21 protein-coding genes are annotated in these 25,780 nt (G+C 72.8%); 11 read left to right on the top strand and 10 right to left on the bottom strand.

Annotation, left to right across the window (positions count from 1 at the left end; translation table 11 throughout):
* Positions 1-34 precede the first annotated feature (34 nt).
* Genes ACIQFX_RS10560 through ACIQFX_RS10545 form a run of 4 tightly spaced genes read left to right on the top strand, consistent with a single transcriptional unit; the run spans position 35 to position 5,197 of the window.
* Positions 35-1,363 (top strand): ATP-grasp domain-containing protein, encoded by a 1,329-nt coding sequence (locus tag ACIQFX_RS10560; protein WP_402460877.1) that lies wholly within the window; start codon positions 35-37, stop codon positions 1,361-1,363.
* Positions 1,360-2,484 (top strand): GNAT family N-acetyltransferase, encoded by a 1,125-nt coding sequence (locus ACIQFX_RS10555; RefSeq protein ID WP_402460875.1) that lies wholly within the window; start codon positions 1,360-1,362, stop codon positions 2,482-2,484. The genes ACIQFX_RS10560 and ACIQFX_RS10555 overlap by 4 nt, the downstream gene beginning before the upstream one ends.
* Entirely contained in the window at positions 2,481-4,181 is a 1,701-nt protein-coding gene (locus tag ACIQFX_RS10550; RefSeq protein ID WP_402460874.1) for an ABC transporter substrate-binding protein, read from the top strand. Before ACIQFX_RS10555 ends, ACIQFX_RS10550 begins: the two co-directional genes overlap by 4 nt.
* The gene (locus tag ACIQFX_RS10545; protein WP_402460872.1) at positions 4,178-5,197 is read left to right on the top strand and encodes a GNAT family N-acetyltransferase; all 1,020 of its coding nucleotides are present in this window, start codon (positions 4,178-4,180) and stop codon (positions 5,195-5,197) included. Before ACIQFX_RS10550 ends, ACIQFX_RS10545 begins: the two co-directional genes overlap by 4 nt.
* Here ACIQFX_RS10545 and ACIQFX_RS10540 read toward each other — a convergent pair.
* From ACIQFX_RS10540 to ACIQFX_RS10525, 4 genes are read right to left on the bottom strand one after another with little or no spacing between them, the layout of a single operon-like run.
* Positions 5,149-6,126 (bottom strand): EamA family transporter, encoded by a 978-nt coding sequence (locus ACIQFX_RS10540; RefSeq protein ID WP_402460871.1) that lies wholly within the window; start codon positions 6,124-6,126, stop codon positions 5,149-5,151. The genes ACIQFX_RS10545 and ACIQFX_RS10540 overlap by 49 nt on opposite strands.
* Positions 6,123-7,451: a serine hydrolase gene (locus tag ACIQFX_RS10535; RefSeq protein WP_402460870.1), complete on the bottom strand. Its 1,329-nt coding sequence runs from the start codon at positions 7,449-7,451 to the stop codon at positions 6,123-6,125. Before ACIQFX_RS10535 ends, ACIQFX_RS10540 begins: the two co-directional genes overlap by 4 nt.
* 58 nt (positions 7,452-7,509) lie before the next feature.
* Positions 7,510-7,725: a ferredoxin gene (locus ACIQFX_RS10530; protein ID WP_402460868.1), complete on the bottom strand. Its 216-nt coding sequence runs from the start codon at positions 7,723-7,725 to the stop codon at positions 7,510-7,512.
* Positions 7,722-8,945 (bottom strand): cytochrome P450, encoded by a 1,224-nt coding sequence (locus ACIQFX_RS10525; RefSeq protein WP_402460866.1) that lies wholly within the window; start codon positions 8,943-8,945, stop codon positions 7,722-7,724. The genes ACIQFX_RS10530 and ACIQFX_RS10525 overlap by 4 nt, the downstream gene beginning before the upstream one ends.
* A 219-nt stretch (positions 8,946-9,164) precedes the next feature.
* On the opposite strand from ACIQFX_RS10525, the gene ACIQFX_RS10520 reads away from it, so the two are divergent.
* Both ACIQFX_RS10520 and ACIQFX_RS10515 read left to right on the top strand, forming a co-directional pair.
* Positions 9,165-9,905 (top strand): SDR family NAD(P)-dependent oxidoreductase, encoded by a 741-nt coding sequence (locus ACIQFX_RS10520; protein WP_402460864.1) that lies wholly within the window; start codon positions 9,165-9,167, stop codon positions 9,903-9,905.
* A 145-nt stretch (positions 9,906-10,050) separates the two neighbouring features.
* Positions 10,051-11,472 (top strand): LysR family transcriptional regulator, encoded by a 1,422-nt coding sequence (locus ACIQFX_RS10515; protein WP_402460863.1) that lies wholly within the window; start codon positions 10,051-10,053, stop codon positions 11,470-11,472.
* Between the two features lie 123 nt (positions 11,473-11,595).
* Here the strand turns inward: ACIQFX_RS10515 and ACIQFX_RS10510 are convergent, their stop codons facing one another.
* From ACIQFX_RS10510 to ACIQFX_RS10485, 6 genes are all read right to left on the bottom strand, one after another.
* The gene (locus ACIQFX_RS10510; RefSeq protein WP_402460861.1) at positions 11,596-13,272 is read right to left on the bottom strand and encodes an ABC transporter substrate-binding protein; all 1,677 of its coding nucleotides are present in this window, start codon (positions 13,270-13,272) and stop codon (positions 11,596-11,598) included.
* Between the two features lie 354 nt (positions 13,273-13,626).
* Positions 13,627-14,808: a bifunctional glutamate N-acetyltransferase/amino-acid acetyltransferase ArgJ gene (gene argJ / locus ACIQFX_RS10505; protein ID WP_402460860.1), complete on the bottom strand. Its 1,182-nt coding sequence runs from the start codon at positions 14,806-14,808 to the stop codon at positions 13,627-13,629.
* Positions 14,809-14,989: 181 nt separating this feature from the next.
* Entirely contained in the window at positions 14,990-15,967 is a 978-nt protein-coding gene (cs1, locus tag ACIQFX_RS10500) for a clavaminate synthase Cs1 (RefSeq protein WP_402460858.1), read from the bottom strand.
* Positions 15,968-15,983: 16 nt separating this feature from the next.
* Entirely contained in the window at positions 15,984-16,925 is a 942-nt protein-coding gene (speB, locus tag ACIQFX_RS10495) for an agmatinase (RefSeq protein ID WP_402461557.1), read from the bottom strand.
* A 63-nt stretch (positions 16,926-16,988) separates the two neighbouring features.
* The gene (locus ACIQFX_RS10490) at positions 16,989-18,521 is read right to left on the bottom strand and encodes an asparagine synthase-related protein (protein WP_402460856.1); all 1,533 of its coding nucleotides are present in this window, start codon (positions 18,519-18,521) and stop codon (positions 16,989-16,991) included.
* A gap of 2 nt (positions 18,522-18,523) precedes the next feature.
* A complete protein-coding gene (locus ACIQFX_RS10485) occupies positions 18,524-20,245 on the bottom strand; it encodes a thiamine pyrophosphate-binding protein (RefSeq protein ID WP_402460854.1) in 1,722 nt (573 codons plus the stop codon).
* A gap of 453 nt (positions 20,246-20,698) precedes the next feature.
* Here ACIQFX_RS10485 and ACIQFX_RS10480 point away from each other — a divergent pair, with 453 nt between their 5' ends.
* The 5 genes from ACIQFX_RS10480 (at position 20,699) to ACIQFX_RS10460 (ending at position 25,713) form a co-directional block, all read left to right on the top strand.
* Entirely contained in the window at positions 20,699-22,351 is a 1,653-nt protein-coding gene (locus tag ACIQFX_RS10480; RefSeq protein ID WP_402460852.1) for a penicillin-binding transpeptidase domain-containing protein, read from the top strand.
* A 192-nt stretch (positions 22,352-22,543) separates the two neighbouring features.
* Complete coding sequence (locus tag ACIQFX_RS10475; RefSeq protein ID WP_402460850.1) at positions 22,544-23,335, top strand: BTAD domain-containing putative transcriptional regulator; 792 nt, start codon at positions 22,544-22,546, stop codon at positions 23,333-23,335.
* Positions 23,336-23,550: 215 nt separating this feature from the next.
* On the top strand, positions 23,551-24,543 hold the full coding sequence (locus tag ACIQFX_RS10470; protein WP_402460848.1) for an MBL fold metallo-hydrolase: 993 nt from the start codon (positions 23,551-23,553) through the stop codon (positions 24,541-24,543).
* Between the two features lie 96 nt (positions 24,544-24,639).
* Entirely contained in the window at positions 24,640-25,236 is a 597-nt protein-coding gene (locus tag ACIQFX_RS10465; protein ID WP_402460846.1) for a BLIP family protein, read from the top strand.
* 75 nt (positions 25,237-25,311) lie between these two features.
* Positions 25,312-25,713, top strand: a complete 402-nt coding sequence (locus tag ACIQFX_RS10460) for a hypothetical protein (protein ID WP_402460844.1) — start codon at positions 25,312-25,314, stop codon at positions 25,711-25,713.
* Positions 25,714-25,780 lie beyond the last annotated feature (67 nt).

The following is a 25,780-nucleotide window of genomic DNA, read 5'->3' as shown; positions in this document are numbered from 1 at the left end:
GGCGACTGCGCCGCGGAATCACGGAGGCGGTTCGATGACCACACCCCTGGCCGACTACGCGAAGTTCGCGGGCAAGCGCATCGCGATCGTCGAGCACATGCAGAACCATCCCTTCGTCCTCGGACTGCACCAGGCGAGAGAGCACGGTCTGGAGGTGTGGCTGCTCACCGGCGACCGGAACTGGTACACCCACGGCCACGACTGGGACACCCACCCCCTGGGCGCGGCCGTCGACCGGGTGATCGACGTCGACACCACCGACCTCGACGCCGTGCTCGCCGTCGTCACCGGCGACGACGGGAGCCCCCTCGTCGACGGCCTCACCTCGTTCTCCGACTACCACACGGTCCTCGCGGCGCAGGCGGCCCGGCGGCTCGGCCTGCCCGGCCCCGACCCCGCCGCCGTGGAGACCGCCAACGTCAAGGACCGGCTCCGCGTCGCCCTCGGGGACGTGCCGTACAACATCCCGCACGTGCTGGTCTCCGACAAGGACGGGCTCGCCGAGGCGGCCCGGCGGCTCGGCTTCCCGATGATCGCCAAGCCGCCGGCCGAGGCCATCAGCTACGGCGTCCGCCGGGTCGACGACATGGCGCAGCTCACCGAGGCCTTCGAGGAGCTGTCCGGGGTACGGCGGAGCCTGCGCGGACAGCCGCGCTCCGGCGAGGTGCTCCTGGAGACGTACGTCGAGGGCGTCGAGGTCAGCGTCGAGACGATGACCGTGAACGGCCGCACCCACGTCTTCGGCGTCACCTCCAAGGACCTCTTCGGCGACCCCGCGTACATCGAGTGCGGGCACACCTTCCCGGTGCCGCTGCCCGACGAGGAGCGCGACGCGCTGTACTCCGTCGTCATCAGGACGCTGGAGGCCATCGGCTACGACCACGGGCCCTGCCACACCGAGGTGCGGCGCACCGAGTCCGGCTGGCGCGTCATCGAGGCCAACCCGCGCACCCCGTCGAGCTGCATGACCATGCTGGTCACCGACGTCACCGGACGCAGTCCCATCCTGGACGCCTGGCTCCTCACCATCGGCGAGGTCCCGCCGATCGAACCCGTCGTCCACAACGGCGGCGCCGCCGTGCGGATGATCTACCCCCAGCGGCGCGGCACCCTCCTGCGCGTCGACGGCGTCGACGACGCCGCCGCCGTCCCCGGCGTGCAGGTCCTGCTGCACGTGGAGAAGGGCGACCACCTGCTCCAGCGCATGGACAACTCCTCCTGCGTCGGCTTCACCTACTGCGCGGGCCCCGACCGCCTGGAGGCCCAGGCCCTCGCCGACAAGGCCGCCGCCCTCCTCGACTTCGTCGTCGAGGAGGACGGGCACGACGGGGCGGCCGGCCCGGACGGGGCCGAGCGCCCGTGAGCGGCGACGCGCCGGCGGGAACCGCCGTGGTGGAGCACGTGCCCGGCGCGGCCGCGCTGGACGGGGCGGGCTGGGCCGACCTGGCAGGTCCCGAGGACTTCTTCCAGACCCCGCGCTGGCTCGCGGTGCAGGAGCGCAACTCGGGCACCACCATGGACTTCCTGGTCCGCCGCCGGGCCGGCCGGCCCGTGGCGGGCCTGGTGACCGCCTGGGCCGACGACACGGTTCCCTGGCTCCTCGCGCGCCCCGACGCCATGCTGGAGCGGGCCGTGCGGGAGGAGGACCCCGAGGCGCTGGAACGGCTCCGCGACACGGCCGGCCAGGACCCGGCGTCCCTGCTGCCGTCCCTCGTGTGCGGCGGCCGCCATCTGGGCCGCACCCGGCCGCTGACGGGCGCCGGCGCCCGGCCGGAGGACGTGGCCGCGCTCGTCGCGGAGGCCGAGGAGCTGGCGCGGGAGCGGGGCGCGGCCACCGTCTGCTTCCCGCACGTCGACGAGCGGGACACCGCCCTGGTGGACCTCCTCGACCGGCGCGGCTACCGCTCCCACCCGTCGGCGCACTACGCGTGGCTGCCCGTCCCCCCGGGCGGCTGGGACCAGTTCCTCGCGGAGATGACCCCGCACCGGCGGCGCCGGGTCCGGCTGGAGCGCCGGGCCCTCGACGAGGCGGGGATCGACGTCCGCATCGAGCGGATCACCCCGGAACTGGCGCCCCGGCTCGGCGAACTCGACTGCAACCTGCTGCGCAAGTACGGCAACCCGGCCACCCCCGAGTACTCGGCGGGGCTCATCCGCTGGATCGGCGAGGTCATGGGCGACGACGCGATGGTGTCCGTCGCCCGCAAGGACGGCGTGCCCATCGGCTTCGGCATGGTGCTGCGCAACCGGGCCCAGGGAACCGAGGAGTGGTTCGGCCACCGCGCCGGCTTCGACTACGAGGCCCAGGGCAAGCTGCCGCTCTACTACGACGTCCTGTACTACCGCGTCCTGGAGGCCGCGGCGGAGCAGGGCGTGCGCGTCCTGCACGCCGGCATCGGCAGCGTCGAGGCCAAACTCGCCCGGGGCTGCCTCGCCGCCCGGGAGCACTCCTTCCTCCTCCGGCTCGAAAGGACACCACGATGAGCGTTCCCGCACGCCCCGGAGCCGGTTGGGACACCGGCGTGGGCGCCCTGGTCAACCCCTCGGACCGGCGGGGCGGAACCCTCCGGCTCGCCTCCTCCGCCGACGTCGACTCGCTCGACCCGGCCCGTACGTACTACGTGTGGGTGTGGCTGCTCCAGCGCATGCTCAACCGCACCCTCATGGCCTACCCGACCGACCCGGGACCCGCCGGGCTCGTCCCCGTCCCCGACCTCGCCGAGGGCCCCGGGCAGGTCGGCGACGGCGGCCGCACCTGGACGTACCGGCTGCGCCCCGGCCTGCGCTACGACGACGGCACGCCGATCACCGCCGCCGACGTGCGCCACGCCGTGCAGCGGGTCTTCGCCCAGGACGTGCTGCCGGGCGGCCCCACCTATCTGATCCCGCTCCTCGACGACCCGGAGCGGCCCTACCCGGGGCCGTACCGCACCGACCGGCCGCTGGCGTCCGTCCAGGTCCCCGACGACCGTACGATCGTCTTCCGGCTGAGCCGGCCCTTCTCCGACTTCGACCACCTGATGGCCCAGCCGTGCACCGCTCCGGTGCCGCAGGCCGCCGACACCGGCGCCGACTACGGGAAGGACCCGCGCTCCAGCGGCCCGTACCGCGTCGCCGAGCACCGGCCGGGGCGGCACCTGCGACTGGATCGCAACCCGTACTGGGACCGGGACACGGACCCGCTGCGGCCCGCGCTGCCGGACCGGGTGGAGCTGGCCATCGGCATGGACGTCGACGAGCTCGACGACCGGCTGATCGCCGGCGAGTTCGACATCAACCTGGAGGGCCGCGGGCTCCAGCACGCGGCCCAGGGCCGGATGGCCTCCGACGAGGTGCTGCGCTCGCACGTCGACAACCCCCGGACGAGCTTCCTCCACTTCGTCGCCGTCCAGCCGCACGTCCCGCCCTTCGGCGACGTCCACGCCCGCCGGGCCGTGCACTTCGCCGCCGACAAGATCCTCCTCCAGGAGGCCCGCGGCGGCCCCGTCACCGGCGGCGACCTGACCACGGCCCTGTTCCCGCCGCGACTCCCCGCGCACCAGGACCTCGACCCGTACCCCACCGGTCCCGACCTGCGCGGCGACCTCGCGGCGGCCCGGGCCGAACTGGCCGCCGCCGGACTCCCGGACGGTTTCGAGGCGGTGATCGGCACCCAGCGCGGCAAGTTCCGGCTGGTCGCCGACGCGCTCGCCGAGTCGGTGGCCCGGGTCGGCATCCGGCTCACCGTCAAGGAACTCGACGTCGCCACGTACTTCAGCCTCGGCGCCGGCCACCCCGGCACCGTGCGCCGGCACGGACTCGGCCTCATCGTCACCGACTGGGGCGCCGACTTCCCCACCGAGTACGGCTTCCTCGCCCCCCTCGTCGACGGCCGCCAGATCCGCCGCAACGGCGGGAACTGGAACCTCCCCGAGCTCGACGACCCCGTGATCAACGGCCTCATCGACGAGACCCTCCACAGCACTGATCCCGACGAACGGGTTTCGCGCTGGCGCGCCGTGGAACGACGGGTGATGGACCACGCCGTACTCCTACCCCTCGTGCACGACAAGACCCTGCACTTCCGCAACCCCTGGGTCACCAACGTCTACGTCCACCCGGCCTTCGGGCTCTACGACGTCCAGGCGATGGGACTCGCCGCGGACGCGCCGTGCGCACCGACCCGGAAGGACACCGCATGAACGACGCCCCCCACGAACTGGAGTTCGTGCCGCTCGACGCGGACGACGACGAGACGGTGGGGCAGTGGCTCGACCTCACGGCCGTGGCGACCGCCGCCGGCCCGCGCTCCGCACCCCCGTGCAACGTCGACCTGGTCGGGTCGCTGAGGTTCGCGCCGCCCGCCACCGTCCTCGACGACTGGGTGGTCCGCGCCGGCGGCCGGGTGGTCGGCTCGCTGCGGCTGGCACTGCCCGAGGGGGCGGCGTCCGTCCGGGTCGACCAGCTGCTCGTCCACCCCGGGATGCGCCGCCGCGGCATCGGCCGGGCCCTGCACGACCACGCGGTGTCCCTGGCCCGCAAGCACGGGCGGACCTCGCTCACCGCCACGGTCGTCGAGAGCCTGCCCGACGGCCCGCCGCAGGACCCGGCGCCCGCCGCCTTCGCGGCGGCGACCGGCGCGCACCGGTCCGGGATCCCGGCCGGCGTGCACCAGTGGCTCGACCTGGACCGGCACGACCCGCTGGCCGGCGGGGTGCCCGCCACGCCCGACGGGTACTCCCTCGTCACCTGGGGCACCGTCACCCCCGACGAGTACGCCGTACCCGTCTCGCGGCTCGAACTGTCCCTGGGCGACGCACCCGCGGACCCGGCCCAGGAGGACGTCCGCGCCAGCTACGCCCGGCAGTTCGAGACCATGCGGGTCGGCCGCGGCCGGCGGGCCCACCACACCGGGGTGGTGCACCGGGCGACCGGCACCCTCGCCGGCTACACCAGCGTCTCCAAGACCACCGGCAACCCCGCCTACGCCCTCCAGGGCATGACCGTGGTGCACCGCGACCACCGCGGCCACCGCCTCGGCCTGCTCCTCAAGCTGGCCAACCTGGCGTACGTCCTGCGGCACGAACCCGGGGTGCGGCTGATAGAGACGGCGAACGCCGAGGACAACCACCCGGTGATCGCGCTCAACGAGGCGATGGGCTTCGAGCCCTACGACCGCTGGGTGTTCTGGACCCGCGACGTCGGCTCCTCGGACTGACCCGGCCCTGCCGGGGCCGCCGGCCCCGGCAGACCGCGGCCCGACCCGCCCGCCCCTCCGGCGGGCGTCCGGCCCCGCGTGGTGCCCACCAGCACGCCGACGACGACCGCCGCGCTGGACACCGCCGACCAGGCGGTGAGGCGCTCGTCGAGGAAGACCCACGCCACCGCGACGGCGACGACCGGCACCAGCATCGAGAACGGCGCGACCGTCCCCGCCTCGTACCGCTTGAGCAGGGTCGTCCAGATGCCGGAGCCGACGACCGTGCCCGCCAGCGACGTGTACAGCAACGCCACCAGACCGGCCGCCCCGGCGGGGCCGAACGACTCGCCGAGCGCCCGCCAGCCCGTCGCCGGGCCCTCCAGGAGCGCCGAGAGGGCGAGCAGCGGCACCGGCGGCACCACGGACATCCACAGCGCGAAGCGCAGCGGATGGTCCGGCCTGGCCTGCCGGCTCGCCACGTTGCCCATCGCCCAGCCCAGCGCCGCGAGCAGCGTCAGCAGCAGCGGCAGCAGCGCCGCGCCCTGCGCCCGCTCCACCGCTATCGCCGCCATGCCGAGCACGGCGAGCGCGATCCCCACCAGCTGCCGCCGGCTGATCCGCTCCCCGAACAGCAGGCCGAGCAGCATGGTGAACGGCGCCGACGCCTGCACCACCACCGACGCCTGCCCGGACGGCATGCCGAGGTCGATGGCGAGGAAGAGCAGCGCGAACTGCACGACGCCGAAGCCCAGCCCGTAGATCACCAGCCAGCGGGCCGCCACCTTGGGGCGCGGCACGAACAGGACCACCGGAACGGCCAGGACGAGGAACCGCATCGCCGACAGGAACACCGGCGGGAAGTGGTCGAGCCCGATCCGCACCGCCAGGAAGTTCAGCCCCCACAGCACGGCGACGAGCACGGCGAGCAGCCGGTCCCGGACGCTCACCGGGCGGGGCTTCCGGCCGAGGAGCCCGGTCCCCCGGGGCCCGCCGCGAGCAGACCGGACTCGATGATCCGGCGGCCCACCCCGCGCAGGAACACCCCGTCGCCGATGAGCTTCTGCTCGGCCGCCGCCTGCCGCAGCACCACCGCCCAGGCGTCGCCCGCCCGGTCCTGGACCAGCCAGCAGAACGTCATCACGCCCGGGCTCGAACCCGCCTTGAAGTAGACCCGCGACCACCGGTCCCGGTCGACGGGAATCCCCGGGTAGGCGGTGAGGATCTCCTCCACCACACCGGTGGAGTCCCGCTCGCTGTCCTGCCGCAGCCCGTCGAGGGCCCGCAGCACGTCGTGGGCGTCCATGTGCCAGTCCAGCCCCAGCTGGTGCACGGTCTCGCCCAGGTCGCCGATGCCCACCTCGATCGGCCCGGCGACCTCGGCGAGCAGCGCCCGGCGCCCGGCCTCGTCCCGCCGCGCCCACTCCGCGCGCCGCTCCGGATCGCCCCAGCCCAGCTCGAAGACCTCGTGGCTGGTCAGGAACGGCCGCATCAGGGAAGGGTCGTGGTGCCCGGCAGGTCCCAGGGCCCGCTCCACCTCGTCCCGGCCGAGCAGGTCCGTCACCAGGTCGGCGGCCGTGTTGTCACTGAGAACGATCATCTTGTGCGTCGTCTCGCGCACCGACACCCGCGTCCCGTCCGCCAGTTCCTGCATGTCGCCGGTGGGCAGGCTGCGCAGCTCCGGCGTCAGCGTGACCTCGTCGTCCCAGCTCACCCGGCCCTCGTCGATCGCGACCAGGAGCGCCCGCAGCAGGAACAGCTTGTACACCGAGCCCGTGGGCATCGGCAGGTCGGCGGCCGACTCGTGCAGGACGACCGGGCCCGCCGGGTCGAGGCGCGCGGCGAGCACGGAGTGCTCCACGCCGGCGGTGCGCAGCAGGTCCTCCACCTCGTCCCAGGAGCCGACCTCCGGGACCACCGTCTCGGGCTGGAAGGTGAGGAGGCGCAGCAGACCGCTGGAGTCCAGGGTCAGCGACAGGAGGTGCCGCGTCCCGCCCCCGCCCAGCGTCACCCACCCCTTGTGGGCGACCGGCTCGTACGCCTCGACCGTGAACGGCCCCTTCTCCCGCCACTCCCGGAGCCGCTGGGTGAAACCCCCGCCGAGCCCGAACGGGAAGGACGGCACGAAGCGCCCGGCGAGGGCGTCCTCGGTGGCCAGGCCGGGCGCCGTGAGCAGCTCCACGGCCCAGCGGGCCGCCGCGCCCATGGGGGAGTCGTCGGCGGCGAGCGCCGCCTCGGCGGCGGACGGGACGGAACCGGCAGCGTCGTTCATCATCGCTCCTTGTCGGCCGCTGTGCGGGGGACGGACGTGCGGGGGCGCCGAGGAGGCCGGATCAGGCCTCGGTGACCGTGATGGCCGCGCAGGGGCACAGCTCGGCGCACAGCCGGGCCGCTTCGTGCAGCTCCGGCGGGGGAGTGGCGTTCAGCAGGACCACGGTCCCGGTGTCCGGGTCCTGGTCGAAGACCTCCGGCGCGCCGGCGGCGCACCGGCCCATGGCGCAGCACGCGTCGGTGTCGACCGTGACGGTGAGCCGGTCCACGGCGCTCACCAGGTGACGGGCAGGGCGCCGAGGCCGTAACTCGACACCTCGTGACGGAAGTCCAGCTCGTCGAACGGGACGGCGAGCCGGGCGCCGGGCATCCAGCGCAGCACCGCGGCGAGGATCTCCTCGAGTTCGACCCTGGCCAGCCACTGGCCCAGGCACTGGTGCATGCCGTGGCCGAAGGCCAGGTGCCGGCGGGCGTCGCGGTGCGGGTCGAGCCGGTCGGGATCGGGGAACACCCGCTCGTCCCTGTTGCCCGCGGACAGCGACAGCACCACGCCCTCACCGGCCCTGATCAGGACGTCGTCGAGCTGTACGTCCTCGATCGCCGCCCGGGCCAGGCCGTTCTGCACGATGGAGTGGAAGCGCAGCAGCTCGTCGACCGCCTGCGGCAGCAGGTCCGCGTCCTTGGCCAGGGCGTCGGCGAGGTGCGGGTCGGTCAGCAGGCTCAGCAGGCTGAGGCTGGCCTGGCTGGTGGTCGTGCCGTGGCCCGCCACGAGCAGCAGCCGGCACATCGGGACCAGTTCCTCGACGGTCAGGTGCCCCGGCCGGACCTGGTCGAGCACCAGCCGGCTGATCAGGTCGGAGCCCGGATCGGCCAGCCGCTCCTCGACCAGCTCGCGCAGGTAGCCGTCCAGTTCGTCGCGGGCCTTCCCGACCTGGTCGGGCGTGTAGCCGCGGTCGATGAGGATCGCGCTGCGGGCCTCGATGAACTCCCGGCGGTCGTCGCCGGCCCCGAACAGCAGGGTGATGACACGGGACGGCACCGGGATGGTCAGCCCCTGCACCAGGTCGACGGGCCGCTCCCCGGCCACCAGCTTCGCCAGCGTCTCGTCGAGGAGCTCCCGCACGGCCGGCCGCAGGGCCTCGGCCCGACGGGTCAGGAAGTCGCGGGTGAGCATGGAGCGCAGCCGGGAGTGCTCCGGGTCGTCCATGCGGATGAACGACGCCGACTTCGGGTTCGCCCGCACCAGCGGCGAGGTGCGGGTCAGCATGGGGAAGCCCGGCGCGCTGGTGACCGCGGTGAGGCGGCGGTCGCCGAGCAGCGCCCGTACGCCGGCGTGCGAGGTCACCAGCCACACCTCGCTGCCGTCCCACAGGGTGACCCGGCTCGCGGCGCTCCCGGACCGCAACTCGGCGAGCCGCGGCGGGGGATCCACCGGTGAGACGCGGGGCATCGGGTACGCCGAGGCCTCCTGCCGCTGTCGAGGAGCCGTCTCGCTCATCTTCCACCGCCCAATCGCCGTGCACGGAACGCCATGTCGTGCAGCCAATCTGCCGGAGCGGCGAAGGCCGTGCCCGGGCGTCATCCCCGGTCGCATAACCCGGCGGAAACAGTCATAACCAGGAACGGGATGAGGGGCCCGCCGTCTCCGTATTCTCCGGAAATCCGTACGCCGGAATTCCGTCGGCCGGGACGGCGGCGAGACCACAGGAGAGACACCATGACCGCACTGCAGGGGAAGGTCGCGCTCGTCACCGGGGCGAGCTCGGGGATCGGCGAGGCCACGGCCCGGATGCTGGCGGCCGAGGGTGCCGCCGTGGCCGTCGCGGCCCGCCGGGTCGAGCGACTGCGCGCGCTCGCCGACGAGTTGGCCGCCGCCGGGGCGAAGGTCCACGTCGTCGAGCTCGACGTCACCGACCCGGCGGCCGCGGAGGAGGCGGTGCGCTCCACCGTCGAGGCGCTGGGCGGCCTCGACATCCTCGTCAACAACGCGGGCCTGATGCTGCTCGGGCCGATCGAGGGCGCCGACCTCACGGACTGGACCCGCATGATCGACACCAACGTCCTGGGCGTGCTGTACATGACCCGCGCCGCGCTCCCGCACCTGCTGGAGAGCCGCGGGATCATCGTGCAGATGTCCTCCATCGCGGGCCGCACGGTCGTCCGCAACGCCGGCGTCTACCAGGCCACCAAGTTCGCCGTCGGTGCCTTCAGCGAGACGCTGCGCCAGGAGGTCACCGAACGCGGCGTGCGCGTGGTGCTCATCGAACCCGGCACCACCGAGACCGAGTTGCGCACCCACATCACCCACGCGCCGACCAAGGCCGCCTTCGAGGAGAAGGTCCGCAGGATCCGCCGGCTGAGCGCCGACGACGTCGCCGAGGCGGTCCGCTACGCCGTGACCGCACCGCCGCACGCGACCGTCCAGGAGATCCTCGTCCGCCCCACGGACCAGGCCTGACGGCTATCGCCCCGGTCTCCGCGCGCTCTCGGCGCGCGGCGGCGGGGAGCGGCAGGAGAGGACCGCCTGCCATGATCGATTCCGCAATTCCGGAAAGACAACGGGCAATTAGACGTTGATTCTTCGATGGAAAAAGGAATCGAAATTGTCAGTCTTGGTGGAGTGGGAGACCGTAGCCGACGGGACGGAATGTCTGTCCGCCATCAGCAGGAACGACCTGTCCTTGCTGGCCGCGGTGGGGCAGTACGGCGACATCGCGGAAGTGGCCCGGCGCGCGGGGGCCCGGCACGGCACCGTGGACCGCCGGCTCGACCGGCTCGACCGGGCCGTCGGCGCCCCGCTGACCCTGCGCGGCCTGCACACCGCGAAGCTGACGTCGGCGGGCTCCCGCCTGCTCGTCGCCGGACGCCGCTTCTTCCGCCGGATCGACCTCGCCGCGCGCACCCAGCTCCTCGGCCACCGCTCCGAGGCCGTCGATGCTCCCGAGGTGCTCTCCCTCGCCACCACGGCCCCGCTCCCCGAGGACGTCGTGGAGGACGCCGCGGCCACCCTCGGCCTGCTCCTCGCGGTCCGCCACGAGGAGCCCAACCAGGTCGCCGCGCACCTCACCGACTACCTCGTCGACGCGGCGTACACCTGGACCACGGGCGACGCGCCGCGCCACTCGCCGGAGCGGCCTACCCGGACCCACGAGGTCCTCGACGACCCCCTGTGGGTCATCCTGCCGCGGGACCACCCGCTGGCCGCCCGGCCGCGGATCTCGCTCGCCGACCTGGGGGACGAGACCTGGGTCTCCGAATCGGGGCCCGCGTCCGAGATCCTGGTGGCCCGGGTCTTCCAGACGGCCGGCCTGCCGGTGCCCGCGCGGCTCCAGGTCGCCGACGCCTCGGTGGTGCGGGGCATCCTGAGCCGCGGGGACACGATCGGACTGGGTTCGCCGGCGCACCCGGCCGCGCACGCGCCCTCGCTGGTGCGCCGCTCGCTCGTGGAGCGCCCGCGCCGCACCGCGAGCCTGCTGGCCGACCCCACGGTCGTGCCGCCCGCGCTGGCCGCCCGGCTGGCCGCGCTGATCGCCCGCGGCCACCTGCGCCGCTTCGCGGCGGACCACCGCGACCTCCTGGACGAACCCTGGTGGTCCCGGTGGCACGCCGAGCAGACCCGGCGGCACGCCGACCCCGTCGGGACCGGCCCGCACCCCGGCGCGCCGGCGCTGCCGCAGGAGGGGCGCAAGCTGGACGTGGAGGACCTGCACCTGCTGCGGGCGGTGGCCCGGCACGGCAGCATCAACCGGGCGGCGGCCGTGCTGTCCATCAGCCAGTCCGCGCTGACCCGGCGCATCCACCGGCTGGAGCACGCGCTCGGCGCGCGCCTGCTGCTGCGCAGCCCCCGCGGCACCAGCCTCACCGGGCCGACCCGCCGGTTCCTGTCCCTCCTGGACGGGTACGAGGCCGACTTCCGGGAGGCGGCCGCCGCCTGCCGCGCCGCCGGGCGGGCCCTGCCGTCCGGCCCGTGGCCGGCCGGCCACGCCGCCGCGACCGCCGTACGCCTCTCGGGCGAGGCGGGCTGACGGGCCGAGGCCCGCGCCGCGCACCCGTCCTGGGCCGACAAGCCGGGCCCGCAACCGTTACGGGACGGGCCGAGGCCCGCACCGCGCACCCGGAGCGGTGCGCGGGCGGGCCGGGGGCCGTGCTCAGCTCGCGCCGAGCGCCACGTAGTCGTACATCCCGAAGGAACCGGTGACGTAGACGTTGCGGGTGTCCGGGTGGCGGTAGAGCAGGGACCGCGGGTAGAGGTACGGCACGATCACCGCGTGCTCCATCGCCAGGCGGTCGATGCGGTGCCAGATCTCCGCGCGCCGTTCCGGGTCGGCGGACCGCGCGCCCTCGTCGAGCAGGGCGTTGATCTCGGGATCGTCCAGCTCGCCCATGTTCTGGTTGCCGCGCTCCTTGATCGCCCGGCCGTCGACGAGCTCCTTGAAGAAGCCGTACCCGTCGGGGAAGTCGGCGCCCCAGCCGAACATGATGATTCCGATGCCGTGCTCGCGCAGGTACGCGGGGCAGCCGCCGTAGAGGTCGAAGTAGTCGCCCGACGGGAAGTCGACGACCTCGGCCTCGATGCCCACCCGGGCGAGGCCGGCCGACAGGGCCTCGGCCGCCCGGTACTCCTTCAGGCGGTCCTTGCGGGCCGCGATCCTGGTGCGGAAGCCGTCCGGGAGGCCGGCCGCCTTGAGTTCGGCGCGCGCGGCGTCCAGGTCGCCGGTGGCGTCGGGGCCGACGGGGTAGCGGTCGAACGGCCGGTAGCCGTCGAGCGTCGGCGGCAGGAGGGTGGTCGCGACGTCGCCGCCGACCGCTCCGCCGTAGGCCAGCTGCATCGCGGCCTTGTCGGTGGCGAACTGCACGGCCCGCCGGCAGTGCACGTCGTCGAACGGCGCGATGTTGCTCGACAGGCAGTAGATCCAGGTGAACCCGGTGAGCGGGTTGTCGGTGTGGGCGCGCAGCTCCGGGTCCGCGAGGATCCGTTCCTGCGTCGCGGGCTGCACCCCGAACCCGGCCAGGTCGACGTGCGCCTCCCCGGCGAGCAGCATGCGGTCGACCTCGTGCGGGTCCTTGCCGAGGTGGACCTCGACGCGCTCGGCCCGCCGGACGCGCACCGGGTCGGTGGACGGGTCCCAGTGCGGGTTGGGCTCCAGGACGGCGAGTTCGCCGCGGGTGTAGGAGGCGACCCGGTACGGCCCGGTCGCCACCGGTCCGAGCCGGTAGTCGGCGCCGGTGTCCCGGTGGCGCGGCACCGGCGTGGTGCTCGGCATGGTCGCGAGGAGGTCGAGGCCGGCGAACGGTTCGAGGAGCCGGAAGACCAGGGTGCGGTCGTCGGGGGTCTCCAGGGTGACGGGGCCGTCCGCGTCCGGCTCCCGCCACGGGCCGCCGTAGTCGGTGCCGAGCAGGTGGCGGAAGTAGGTCGGCCCGGCGCCCAGCACGTCGGTGCCGTAATTGCTGCGCGCGATCGCGTACTTGACGTCGGCGGAGGTGACGGGCGTGCCGTCCTCGTACTTCAGTCCGGCGCGCAGCCGGTACGTCCACACCCGGCCGCCCTCGGAGGGTTCGCCGAGCGCCTCGGCCAGGTCGGGCACGAGCCGCTGGCCGTCCTTGCCGGGGGCGGTGTCGAAGGTGACCAGGGTCCGGCCGACGAGCCGGAGGAAGTTCCAGGTGTAGGCGTAGTAGGTGTTGCCGGGGTCCAGCGAGTCGAAGTCGTCCGTGCGGACGAGCCGGAGCGTGCCGCCCGCCGTGCCGGTCGGCGCGACCACACCCCGTACGGCGGCGTCGAACCCCTCGTCCCCCTGGTCCACGGTCTTCGACCGAGTGGTCTCCATGATCCTCCAGCCTTCGTCGCGATGCCGTCCGTCCCATCCTGGGGGCGGCGGCGGGCGGGCGAGGAGGTGCGGCGGGACGTGCGCATAGCCCCGGGGCCGGTCGGCATATCCCGGCCGGCGGGCACCGCGACCGGCCGGCGGGCACCGACCGGCAGGCGCGGTCCGAGCGGCGCGGACCGAGCGGCGTGCACCGAGCGGCGTGCACCGAGCGGCGTGCACGGAGCGGCGCGGACCGAGCGGCGCGGACCTACCGGCGTGCACCGACAGGCCGACCGGCGGGCGCGGACCGGGGCGGGGCCGTGGCCGCCGCCCCGGGCCGGCCGGGGGCGGCGGCCACGGCCGGGAGGGCCTGGATCAGGTGGTGTACTCCGAGTTGAGCCGCACGTACCCCTCGGTGAGGTCGCAGCCGTACACGGTGAAGGACCCGTCGGCGATGCCCAGGTCGACGCCGATGATCACCTCGTCGCCCTTCAGGTGCTCGGCCACGGCCTCGCGCAGCGCGTCCTCGTCCGCGGAGCCCCGGGCGCTCGGCGGGTAGACCTCGACGTCACCGAAGCGGACCGTGACCCGCTCCTGGTCGATGTCGGTGTCCTCGGAGCACTTGCCGATCGCCATCGTGACGCGGCCCCAGTTGGGGTCGCAGCCGTGCACGGCGGTCTTCACCAGCGGGGAGTTGACCACGGCCTTGCCGACGCGCTTGGCCTGGGCGTCGTCGCGGGCCCCGGTGACCTGGACCTCGATGAGCTTGCTCGCGCCCTCGCCGTCGCTCGCGATGTCCTTCACCAGGGCCAGCGCGACGGTGTGCAGCGCCTGCTCGAACTCCACCGGATCCACCTCCCCTGCCAGGCCGTTGGCGAACAGCGCCGCCGTGTCGCTGGTGGAGGTGTCGGTGTCGATGCTGACCGCGTTGAAGGTCCGGTCCATCACCCGCCGGAAGATCCGGTCCTGCTCCTCGGGGTCGATCCGGGCGTCCGTGGCGAAGAACGTCAGCAGCGTCGCCATGTCGGGCTCCATCATCCCGACGCCCTTGGCGATGCCCACGAGGGTGGCGTCGCCGACCCGCACCGAGACCTCCTTGGGCCGGGTGTCGGTCGTCATGATGGCGCGGGCCGCCCGGTCGAAGCCGCCCTCGGGGAACGGCGTCGCGAGCGTCTTGAGGTGCTGCCTGATCGACTCCATCGGGTACTGACGGCCGATCACCCCGGTCGAGGCGATGAGGAGTTCGTCCTCCGGGACGCCGAGGGTGCGCGCGACGGACTCGCGCACCTCGCGCGCGTTGGCCTCGCCCTCGAGGCCGGTGGCGACGTTGGCGTTGCGCGCGATGACCACGACCCCGTGGGCCCGGCCGCCGGCCGCCGCCTCGCGGCTCAGCACGACGCTCGGACCGGCGAACCGGGAGCGGGTGAAGACCGCGCTCACCACGGCCGGGGCGGTGGAGGCGAGCACGGTGAAGTCGTCCCGGCCGTCGTCGGCCAGTCCCACCGGTGCCGTGTGGGTGACGAATCCCCGCGGTGCGCGCGGTGTGGGCTCGGACATGAAGGCGTCTCCTGTCACGCGGATGGCGGGGCGACGGCGGTGTCCGTCGCCCTACCGCATCATTTCCAGGTTCACAGCATATCTATGCATGCGGCGCGTGTCCGTGTGCGGGCGCTTCTCCGCACGCGATCGCGCCCCGGCGCCGAGCGGGCGGCGGGGCGCGACCGTGGGTGCGGGAAGGTCACCGGCGAGGCGTGAAGGACACGACGTCACCCGCGCGCTCGCCACCGGAGAGCTGGCCGTTGCGCTCGGTGCGGATGTAGACGCGGTGCAGCCAGCGGTCCTCGCCGTCCCAGCGCGGGCTGAACGGCGTACGGGCGTGCGTGGTGCGGAAGTTGTCGATGATCAGCACGTCGCCCGGTTCGAGCTTGACCCCGATCGTCACGTCGTCGAGGGCCTGCGACAGGGCGGCGACGGCCTCCTTGTCGCGCGGGTCCTCCGGCGCGAGCAGCTCGCGGTCGTACCCGAGGAACGGGTCCCCCTCGTCGCCGTACAGCGGCTTGACCTCGGCGATGGCGCCCGGGTCCTCCTCGCCGCCGCGGAAGGCCACGTCGACGCAGCACGGCATCCGGCGGTCGAAGAGCCGCGCCCGCGTCCGCTCGTCGAGCAGCGGCAGCGCCTTGCGGACCGAACCGACCAGTGTTTCGGCCCGGCGCTCGTGGTCGGCCCGGGAGCAGGCGAGCATCACGTAGTTCGGCTGGAGGACGTGGTACGCCATCTCCGTGTGGAACTCCAGCGTGGTCTCGGAGGTCTCCGAGGACAGGTAGTGCGCGCCCGGCGACGGGTACACGTCGTGGTAGACCGTGCCGGAGCGCAGCTCCTGGTACCCGGTGTGCAGGCCGAGCCGGCGCCCGGCCAGGGCCAGCATCGCCTCCATGACGAACAGCGGGCGGTCCAGCGGGGCCGGGGTCGTGGTGGGCGTGTCGGGCAGTTCGGACGGGTCGACGGGCAGCCCGCGCAGCAGCAGGTAGCCGTCCGTGTTGCCTTCGGCGTTGAACGAGTCGAGGGCGGCGGACAGCCCCTTGGGCAGGTCCTCGGCGAGTTCCCCCGCCTGGTCGAGGAAGTCGTACAGGTCCGCGCGCGGGACCTGCGGGAGCCGCCCCGCGAGGTCGAGCAACTCCTCGCGGAAGGGCGTGCAGTCGATGATCGGAGAAGCCATGACGCCGTGTCTCCTTCTACTTCTGGATCCGATGGGCGCGGGCGTACTGGTAGAGCATTTCCGCGCCGATTTCCGTGGCGAGCACGGAGGTGATCCCGCCGTGGTCGTAGAGCGGGGACACCTCCATCACGTCGAAGCCGATCGGCTTGAGGTCGCCCACGCAGCGCAGCAGCGCGAGCACCTCGCGGGAGCTGAGGCCGCCGGGTGCGGGCGTGCCCGTCCCGGGGGCGAAGGCCGGGTCGACCACGTCGACGTCGACGGACACGTAGACGGGCCGGCCCTTGATCCGCTCGCGGACGAGGTCGGCGGTGCCGCGCACGCCCAGCTCCGAGAACTCGTCGGCGGTCACCACGCGCACTCCGTTGTCGCGGGCGTAGTCGAGCGAGTCCGGCTTCGGGTTGTGTCCGCGGATGCCGATCTGGACCATGGCGTGGGGGTCGACCAGCTTCTCGTCGATCCCGTGCCGGAACGGGGTGCCGTGGTGGTAGAGGCCGCCGTAGAAGGCGGGGTTGGTGTCGGAGTGCGCGTCCAGGTGCAGCACGGCCACCGGACCGTGCTGCTCGGCGACGGCGCGCAGGGCGGCCACGGTCAGCGAGTGGTCGCCGCCCAGCATCAGGAAGGCCGCGTTGGCCTTCAGGAGGTGGGACAGGTGCTTCTGCGCCGTGTCGATCGCGATGTTCATGTCGAACGGGGTCAGGTCCATGTCCCCGGCGTCGACGCAGTCGATCAGGTCGAAGGTGCCGGGGCCGCGGTCGATGCCGACCCCGTGGATGAGCCCCGACTCGTTGCGGATCGCCCGCGGGCCGAACCGGGCGCCCGGGCGGTAGCTGGTGCCCCCGTCGTACGGGGCACCGATCACCACGACGTCGCGGCCGCGGGGGTCCCGGTCGTGCGGCAGCCGCATGAACGTGGGTATCTGCGCGTAGCGGGGCGAGACGTGCGAGTCGATGCGCTCCACGGCTTCAGCCACCCTCCTGGAAGTCGGCGACGGACGGGGACGGGGCCCGGTGGTCCCGGGCGCTCATGCCGCCCCGCGGGAGAAGCGCTCGGCCACGGACCGCACCGCGTCGGCGGTGCTCACCTCGGAGGGGTGGCGGCCCGCCACCACGGTCCGGTCGAAGAGCTCGCGGACCACGAGCCGCTTCGCCTCCGGGACCGACCGCTCCGCGAAACCGTGCCCCGTCAGCAGCAGGGAGAACGACGACGTGGTGCCCGAGCCCTCGTGGACGCCGAGCTTGGGCCGCGTGACGGTCTCCTCGGGCAGCGCGTCGGCCATGGCGGCGCGCAGCACCCACTTGTCGCGTCCGTACCGCCGCTTGAGCCCGGCCTCCAGGGAGACGAGCAGGTCGAGGACGTTCCGGTCCCAGTACGGGTGGGTCGTCCAGTGGCCGCCGAGCAGGGACAGCACCGGGGACATCTCGTTCAGGCCGTCGAAGGTGGCCATGTCGTACGCCACGGCCGTGTCCAGGTTCGGCAGCCGGTCCTCGCGGTGCATGCCCGCGAGCGGGATGTCCGCGCCGTATCCGGTGAGGATCCGGCGGGCCGGCCCGCCGAGTTCGCGGTAGAGCGCGACCAGCGGCAGCAGGTACTCGATGATCTCCGGGTCCACCGACTCCGAGGCCCACACCGCGTACGGGAGCTGGGCCAGCAGGTCGGCGGTGGGCACGGTGATCTCGCGGTGCGCGGTGCCGAGGTGGTCGACGACGGCGCGGGCCTGGGCGAACTCGTCCGAGGTGTCGGTGCCCATGGACACCGTGTCGAGCGCGCCGGCCGCCCGGTGCGCGCAGGCCGCGACGCCGGAGGAGTCGATGCCGCCGGACAGCACCACCAGGGGCGTGTCGCCGACCGGGACGCGGACCGCGACGGCCTCGTCGAGGGCGGCGCGGACGGCCGCCACCGCCTCGTCCTCGGGCACGATCCGCCGGGACAGCGGGGGCCGCCAGACGGGGTGGGCCTCGACCGTGCCGGACTCCAGGTCGGTGTCCCACACGGTGCCCGCCGGCACCTGGTAGACGTCCGGCAGGCCGGGCACGCGCCGCGCGTCCGACAGCGGGAAGCCCCGCGGGTGGCGGTGCTGGGACAGGGTCTTGGCCTCGGTGGACGCGGTGACCTCGCCGGGCGTCACGCGCGCGTACAGCGGTATCGAGCCCGCGTGGTCGGTGGCGAGCAGGACCCGGCGCCCGGTGGCGACCACGGCCGCGAAGCGCCCGTTGAGGAGCCGGAAGGCGTGCGGTCCGTAGTGGCGCAGGAGCTGGAGGAGCAGCTGGGCGTCGCTCTCCGGTTCCGGCCCGGGGGGCAGGACGGAGTGCAGGGCCTCGCGGTTGTAGAGCTCGCCGGCCAGCAGTACGGCGGTGTCCGCGTCCCGGGCCTGGGCGCCCTCGGGTGCGGTCTCGGGCCCGTGCACCAGGACCGCGGAGAGGTTCTGGTCGGGCAGGGACGTGTGGATGTCGGTGAGGCTGCCGAGGGCGGCGAACGCCGCCTGGGGCACCCGGCCCCCGCCCGAGCGGGCGGAGGCCAGGAACCCGTGGGCAGCCGGCAGCGCCGGTGCCTTCACGGTCAGATGCTCAGGGCGCCGAAGCCGCCCGGCTGGAAGTCGTAGGAGATGGGGACCTCGATCAGGAAGGGGCGGCCCAGCTCGGCGCCCTTGCGCAGGGCGGCGAGGAGTTCGTCGCGGTCCGTCGCCTTGGTCGCCTCGACGCCGTTGGCCTCGGCGAGGGCGACGAAGTCGACGCCGGTGAACTTCACCGCGGGGTCGTGGCTGCGGTGGTGGCCGATGTTCTGGTAGAGCTCGATGAGGCCGTTGGTGTCGTTGTTGACGACGACGGTCACGATCGGCAGGTTGAGCCGGGCGATGGTCTCCAGGTCGGCGCTGTTGGAGTGGAAGCCGCCGTCGCCGGCGATGAGGAAGGTGGGCTCGTCCGGGCGGGCCATCTGGGCGCCCATCGCGGCGGGGATGCCGTAGCCGAAGCTGGAGCAGCCGGCCGAGGTGAGGAAGCCGAAGGGCTGGTCGGCGCGGGCGAACAGCACGCCGTAGTGCCGGAAGAAGCCGATGTCGGAGACGATGGTGCCGCGGCCCTCGCCGGCGACCTCCGCCATGACGGTGTTCATCGAGTCCATGACCTGGTGGACCCGCATGCCGTCCTCGTAGGCCTCCGGGTCGGCGAGGAACTCCGCGATCCGGGCGCGCAGCGGGGCGATGTCGTGCCGGTCCTTGGCGGCGAGCCCGGCGGTCGAGGCGTCGAGGTGCTCGACGAACGCCAGCACGTCGGTGACGACGTCGACGTCCGGCCGGTACACGCGGGGGACCGGGTTGGCGGTGGGCGAGACGCGGACGGTCTTCTTCTCCGCGCCCTTCTGCCACATGGAGGGGCGCAGGTCCTCGGCGTAGTCGTAGCCGAGGGTGAGGATGAGGTCCACGGGGGAGAACAGGGTGTTCAGGGCGGGGAAGTTGAGGATCCCGTCCATGTAGCCGGTGACGGCCCCGTAGTTCAGCTCGTGGTCGTGCGGCAGGACGCCCTTGGCGATGTACGTGGTGATGACGGGGACGTTCAGCCGCTCCGCGAGGGCGCGGATGGCGGGCACCGCGCCGGAGCGGATGGCGGCGGCGCCGACCACGAGGACCGGGTGCTCGGCGTTCACGAGCAGCTCCGCGGCCTCGTCTGCGGCCTTCTGCCAGCCGTCCGCGACCGCGCCGATCGGCTTGGCGGGGGTGCGGGCCGGCGGGTTCGGCGCGGAGGTGTCGATGCCCTCGCTGGAGCCGAGCAGGTCGACGGGGAGGGAGATGAACGACGGGCCCACCGGCTCGGTCATCGCGGCGGTCACCGCGGAGTCCACCAGGTCGGTGATCTCGTGGGGGCGCTGGAGCTCGACGGCGTACTTGGTCATCGGCTCGGCGATCTTGACCAGGTCGAGGCACTGGTGGGTGTCGTTCGGGAAGATGTCGTGGGACTCCGACTGGGCGGCCAGGGCGATGACCGGCGAGCGGTCGAGGACCGAGGTGGCGATGCCGGTGGACAGGTTCGTCATGCCCGGGCCGAGGGTGGCCCAGCAGGCCTGGGGGCGGCCGGTGATGCGGGCGAGGACGTCGGCGGCGACGCCGGCGGTGAACTCGTGCCGGGTGAGGACGAAGTCGATCCCCTCGACCTCGTCGAAGAGGATCGACGCGGCCTCACGGCCGACGACTCCGAACACCGTGTCCACACCGTGCTCGCGCAGCCGGGACAGGAGCGCGTGCGCGGTGGTCGGTTCGGTGCTGGGGCCGGTCGATACACGGGACATGGAGTCTCCAGAGTCGGTCGGAAGGGCGATGCCGCCACCCTGATCGGGCCTCCTCTTCATCTCCTCTCCCGGCCGTATCGCGGGGACCGGCCGGAGAGCGGGAGAAGAAGGGGCGCGGTCCGGGGAGAGAGGGAACGGGGGTCCCGGACGTCCGCGCGACCGGTTGCGATCCGGACAGTTCCCGCTCACGGGAACGGGAGTTCGGGGCGATTTCTCCAGTGGACTAGTCCACTTAGCGATCTCCGGGATGCCCTCTTTCGTCGCCTCTCTTTGCTCCGTGTCGCGGGGTTCCCGACGGGTGGGGTCCGCACTGTCCGGCTTTTTCGCCGACTCGCCCAAGTCTCCGGTGGTTCCCCATTCTTGTGCCTTTCACGATTTCTTCACTTGTGCCGATGTCCTGAAATGCTCCTGTGGGCGGTGGCGTAAAAGGCGGGTCCGCATAATCTCGACATCATGGCTAGCTATCGAAATCAGGACGGCTTGCCCCGCACTCGCCGGGGACGCTCTCGTGGCTCTTCGGTCATCGCGACCTGTGTCGTGTTGGCGGCGGTCGCGGGAGCCGGATATTGGGGATATTCCACTCTGTTCAAGGACGCGGGCGCCTCCGACGACCCGAAGGTCGTGGCGGCGACGAAGGCGATGACGGCCTTCCTCGACGCCTGGGAGGCGGGCGACGCCGGGCGGGCCGCGCGCCTGACGGACACCCCGGACGGCGCCGAGTCGCTGATCAAGTCCGTGATGACCAACCTGAAGCCCGCCACGACCCGGATCGACGCGGGTGACGGGGAGCGGAAGGCCTCGAAGGTCCTCGTTCCGTTCACCGTGACGATGGACATACCGGGGGCCGGTTCCTATTCCTGGAAGTCGAAGGCCGACGTGGTCGAGTCCGGCAAGGAGTGGAAGGTCGAATTCCGCACGGAGATGATCCACCCGGACATGGTTCCCGGGCAGACCCTCGCCCTCGACGCCCGCGACCGGGCCGCCGTCCTCGACGCCGACGGCCGCGAGCTGAGGGCCGCCTCCCTCGTCGGCTCCGTCGACCCGCAGACCGGCAAGGGCGTCTCCGGCCTGGAGGCCCGCTACGACAAGCAGCTGGCCGGCGGCTCGGGCCAGGCCAAGTCGGTCGTCGTGGTGGACCGTGCCTCCGGCCAGCCGGTCAAGACCCTCTCCGGTGGCGGAGAGGCGCAGGGCAAGCCGGTGCGCACGACCATCGACCCGAAGGTCCAGGAGGCCGCCGCGGCCGCCCTGGAAGGCGTCACCAAGAACGCGGCCGTCGTCGCGATCGACCCCACCAACGGCCACATCCTGGCCGCCGCGAACAAGCCCTCCGGGATGAACCGCGCCCTGGAGGGCCGCTACCCGCCCGGTTCGACCTTCAAGGTGGTCACCGCCGCCGCCCTGCTCAAGCAGGGCATGAAGCCCTCGGACCCCGCCGACTGCCCCAAGTTCGCCCACGTCGACGGCCAGCGCTTCGAGAACCAGGACCAGTTCGTCCTGCCGCCCGGATCCACCTTCCGGGACAGCTTCGCCCACTCCTGCAACACCTTCTTCGTCGCCTCCCGCGCCAAGCTGCCCGGCGCCGGCCTGCACGAGGCCGCCCAGGCCTTCGGCATCGGCGGCGCCTGGGACGTCGGCACCATCACCTACGACGGCAGCGTCCCGGTCTCCAACAGCGACAACGACAAGGCCGCGTCCACCATCGGACAGGCCAGGGTGCAGGCGTCCCCCCTGGTGATGGCCTCGATCGCCGCCACCGTCAAGGAGGGCGTCTTCAAGCAGCCCGTCCTCGTGCCGGACGCCGTGCGCAAGAAGTACGAGGCGCCCGCCCGCCTGGACGCCGGCGTCGTCGACTCCCTGCGGGGCATGATGCGCGCGACCGTCACCATCGGTGCCGGCAAGGCGCTCAGAGGTATTTCCGGTGAACCGCACGCCAAGACGGGAACCGCCGAATTCGGCACCGAGACCCCGCCGCGCACCCACGCGTGGATGATCGGATACCAGGGCGACCGGAACCTCGCCTGGGCCGTTCTCCTCGAGGACGGCGGGTCGGGCGGCCGCGACGCGGGTCCCATTGCGGCCAAGTTCCTGAAGAATCTGACGGAGTGACAGTCGAGGCCGACTGCGGTGAGTTTTCAGCCAGGAGCCGATCTCCGCACTCACCGCGTTCTCCTCAATCGCCTAGGATCAGCGCCCGCACATCCAAGGAATGGCAAGTACTGGCCAAACGAAAATGCATCCAGCCACGCCTGCCCCATTCCGACAGGGGCTTGGCTCGTCTTCGACGGGGGAAGTTAAGCCATGAGTACGTGGAATGAGGCGACGATCCGGCTTCTCGGCCCGGTGGCCCTCGTGCAGGAGGGTGATCCGGTACCCATGCAGGGTCAGCGGCAGCGGCGGTTCCTCGCCGCCCTCGCCCTGCGAGCCGGACAGGTCGTCTCCAAAGAAGCCATCATCGAGGACTCCTGGGACGGCGAGCCCCCGCTCACCGTCACGGGACAGCTGCAGACCTCGGTCTGGATGGTCCGCAAGGCCCTGACCCAGGCCGGTCTTGCACGCGACGTGATCCGTTCGCACGACCGCGGCTACGAACTGAGGGTGCCGCAGGAGTCCATCGACCTCTTCGTGTTCCGGGACGCGGTACGGGCGGCCCGGGAACTGCACCAGAGGGGCAAGCACAAGGACGCCGCCGAACGGCTCGACGCGGTGCTCGCCCTCTGGCGCGGTCCGGCCCTCGCCGACGTCACGTCGAGCCGGCTCCGCCTCAAGGCCGAGGCCCTCCAGGAAGAGCGCACCGCGGCGGTCGAACTCCGCGCCCAGGCCGACCTCGGTCTCGGCTACTACACCGAGGCGATCAACCGCCTGTCGGGACTGGTCGACCACGACCCGTTCCGGGAGGACCTGTACGTCAAGCTCATGATGGCGTACTACGCGGAAGGCCGGCAGGCCGACGCGATCCAGGTCTTCCACCAGGCCAAGAAGATCCTGCGCGAGCAGATCGGGATCAACCCCGGCATCCCCCTGACGAAGGTGATGCAGGCGATTCTGCGCCAGGACGAGCACTACCTGAAGGTCGGCTGCGGCAAGGGGTGACGGCCCCGCCCACGGGCCCGCTCCACGCCGCCCACCCACGGGCTCCCGTTCCTCGCCACCGGTGAGGGGCGGGGGCCCGTACGCGTGTTCCGGCACCCCCCCCGCCGGGGTCCCCCGTTCGGAGGACAGGGGTGACGTGAAAGGCGCCGTACGTACCGAGACCTCCCGTATGGTCGCCCCATTCCGAGGGATCACGCACGGCAAGGGCGGCAACGTTGGCTGAACGACGGACGGTACTCAAGGGAGTTCTCGCGGCATCGGGCGCCGCGATCGCCGGGACGGGAACGACCGCCGCCGCGCCGACGCCCGGACGCGGCGGACCCTACTCCACCCCCGTCGAGCTGCGCTGGCTCGGCGTCGCCGGCTGGGAGATCGTCATCGACGGCGACCGCAGCATCCTCTTCGACCCGTACCTGAGCCGCATGCCCTGCCTGGGGCCCACCGGCCGGCTGGACCCCGGGCTGCCGCTGCGGAACGACCCGGCCGCCGTGGAACGGGTGGCGGCGCAGCACCTGGCCGCACCGCCCGAGCTGATCCTGGTCAGCCACGGCCACTTCGACCACGTGGCGGACGTGCCCCAGCTCCTCGGCCGCCCGGAGTGGCGGGGGTCCCGGATCCGCACGGTCTGCGACGAGACCGTCCGGCACCTGCTCACCGCCATGGGGACGCCGCCCGCGCGCGTCTCCGACGTGATCCAGGTCAAGGGGGGCGAGTACCTGCAGTTCGACGGGTACACGGTGGAGGTCTTCCGCAGCCTGCACAGCCAACTGGCCGACCACGGCTCCTTCGCGCCCGGCCGCAGGGCCGCCCCGCCCCGCAGGCCGGCCGTCCTCGGCGACCTCGTCGAGGGCGACACGTTCGCCTACCAGGTGTCCGTCGACTCGGGCCCGAGGATCCTCCTCATGGGCGCCAGCAACTTCGTCGAGCGGGAGTTGAGCGGCATCCGACCGGACGTCGCCCTGGTCCCGATGAGTTCGCACGGCGCCGTGCACCGCTACGTGGAACGGCTGCTGCGCGCCACGGAGAACCCGCCGCTGCTGATCCCGACCCACCACGACGACCTGGTCGCACCGCTCGGTACGGCCCACACCGCCCACGCCGCCCAGCCCTCCGCCGCCCAGCAGCTGTCCCGACTGGCCCCGAGCGTCTGCCGCGTCCTCGACCCCGGGCCCCTGCGGCCCGTGGACCTGCGCACCGCGTTCGCCTGACCCCGGCCGCCCGGAGTCCGGGGAGATCATCCGGAGAGCGCCGTCGGAAAGGATGGCCGTGCATCCGGACAGATCCGACAGGAAGGGCGTAAGGGTATGACGAAGGCATGGCGCACGGCGGTCACTTCGGTCGCGGCGGTCGCGGCAATGTCGGCCGGCGCCGGCGCGGCGCACGGCGCGCCGGCGGGGGCGGACGCGGGCTTCAGCTTCACGGTCGAGAAGTACGAGGCGGTGCCGTTCGGCGCGACCAAGGCCGCTGTGTGGCAGCAGCTCGACGGGCCGCAGTCGCCCCCGCCCGGCGCGGCGGGCGGCTGGTGCGAGAACGTGAGCACGATGACCATCCAGTGCTTCACCAAGAGCGGCGACTACGTTCCGTACGCGAACTTCAGCTTCAACGCGGCCGGCACGCTGGTGCTGAAGCAGCACGAGTTCCTGTACAAGCCGACGGCGCCGTCCATGACGCTGTCCAAGTACAACAAGGTCCAGCTGGGCATGACCGAGGCGCAGTTCTGGGCGATCGTGCCCCGGGCCTCGTGCGTGGTCCACTCGGAGGCGTACCCCAACTGGCCCGCCACGACCGGCCACAAGCTCAACTACCACTGTGACGCCTCGACGGGCCTGTTCCCGCCGATGGCGTCCTTCGACCTGACGGACGGCAAGGTCACGTACAAGTTCCAGCGCGCCCTCACCTGACCTGGGGCGGGTACCGCCCCGGCCGTCGTCCGGGGCGGTACCCGGATTGCGCAGCTCCGTTGGAATACTGCCCGCATGAGCCGATACACCGAGATCATCGTGCTGGCGCGGGACGCCGAAGAGGTGATGGAGCCGCTGACCCAGCCCGACGAGAACCGGGAGTGGCATCAGTGCTTCACACGTGTGGACGACGGCATGTTCGCCGGGCAGAACTCCCCTGACGACGAGTGCTACGCCTGGGTCGTCCAGTTCATCCGCCGCAACTGGACCGGTCTTCTGTCGCACCTGGAGTCCCTGCCCTGGCCGAATCCGTGGTCGGTGCAGGTCCTCGTGCGGGACGAGGACGACGACTGCTTCGGGCTGTGGATGCTCCACGACGGCAAACTGGTCGAGGTGCCGCTGCCCCGCACGCGCCGGGACCCCTTCTCCGACACCATCGTCGGGGTGCTCAGCCGTACCGACCGGCCGGGCCGCTGAGCGAAGAACGAGGAGGGTGTCCGTCGCGGCGATCGCCGCGACGGACACCCTCCTCACGTGGTGGACC

Source organism: Streptomyces sp. NPDC093089 (assembly GCF_044754405.1).
GTDB lineage: Bacteria > Actinomycetota > Actinomycetes > Streptomycetales > Streptomycetaceae > Streptomyces.
The sequence above is the reverse complement of the archived record's forward strand: the minus strand, read 5'-3'. Positions and strand labels throughout refer to the sequence as shown.

Excerpts from the sequence above, each read along its gene's own strand:
- ACIQFX_RS10535 (WP_402460870.1), bottom strand. The coding sequence starts at position 7,451 with ATGATGAACGACGCTGCCGGTTCCGTCCCGTCCGCCGCCGAGGCGGCG.
- ACIQFX_RS10550 (WP_402460874.1), top strand. The coding sequence starts at position 2,481 with ATGAGCGTTCCCGCACGCCCCGGAGCCGGTTGGGACACCGGCGTGGGC.
- ACIQFX_RS10465 (WP_402460846.1), top strand. The coding sequence starts at position 24,640 with ATGACGAAGGCATGGCGCACGGCGGTCACTTCGGTCGCGGCGGTCGCG.
- ACIQFX_RS10475 (WP_402460850.1), top strand. The coding sequence starts at position 22,544 with ATGAGTACGTGGAATGAGGCGACGATCCGGCTTCTCGGCCCGGTGGCC.
- ACIQFX_RS10560 (WP_402460877.1), top strand. The coding sequence starts at position 35 with ATGACCACACCCCTGGCCGACTACGCGAAGTTCGCGGGCAAGCGCATC.
- cs1 (WP_402460858.1), bottom strand. The coding sequence starts at position 15,967 with ATGGCTTCTCCGATCATCGACTGCACGCCCTTCCGCGAGGAGTTGCTC.
- ACIQFX_RS10460 (WP_402460844.1), top strand. The coding sequence starts at position 25,312 with ATGAGCCGATACACCGAGATCATCGTGCTGGCGCGGGACGCCGAAGAG.
- argJ (WP_402460860.1), bottom strand. The coding sequence starts at position 14,808 with ATGTCCGAGCCCACACCGCGCGCACCGCGGGGATTCGTCACCCACACG.
- ACIQFX_RS10545 (WP_402460872.1), top strand. The coding sequence starts at position 4,178 with ATGAACGACGCCCCCCACGAACTGGAGTTCGTGCCGCTCGACGCGGAC.
- ACIQFX_RS10480 (WP_402460852.1), top strand. The coding sequence starts at position 20,699 with ATGGCTAGCTATCGAAATCAGGACGGCTTGCCCCGCACTCGCCGGGGA.
- ACIQFX_RS10520 (WP_402460864.1), top strand. The coding sequence starts at position 9,165 with ATGACCGCACTGCAGGGGAAGGTCGCGCTCGTCACCGGGGCGAGCTCG.
- ACIQFX_RS10485 (WP_402460854.1), bottom strand. The coding sequence starts at position 20,245 with ATGTCCCGTGTATCGACCGGCCCCAGCACCGAACCGACCACCGCGCAC.
- ACIQFX_RS10510 (WP_402460861.1), bottom strand. The coding sequence starts at position 13,272 with ATGGAGACCACTCGGTCGAAGACCGTGGACCAGGGGGACGAGGGGTTC.
- ACIQFX_RS10525 (WP_402460866.1), bottom strand. The coding sequence starts at position 8,945 with ATGAGCGAGACGGCTCCTCGACAGCGGCAGGAGGCCTCGGCGTACCCG.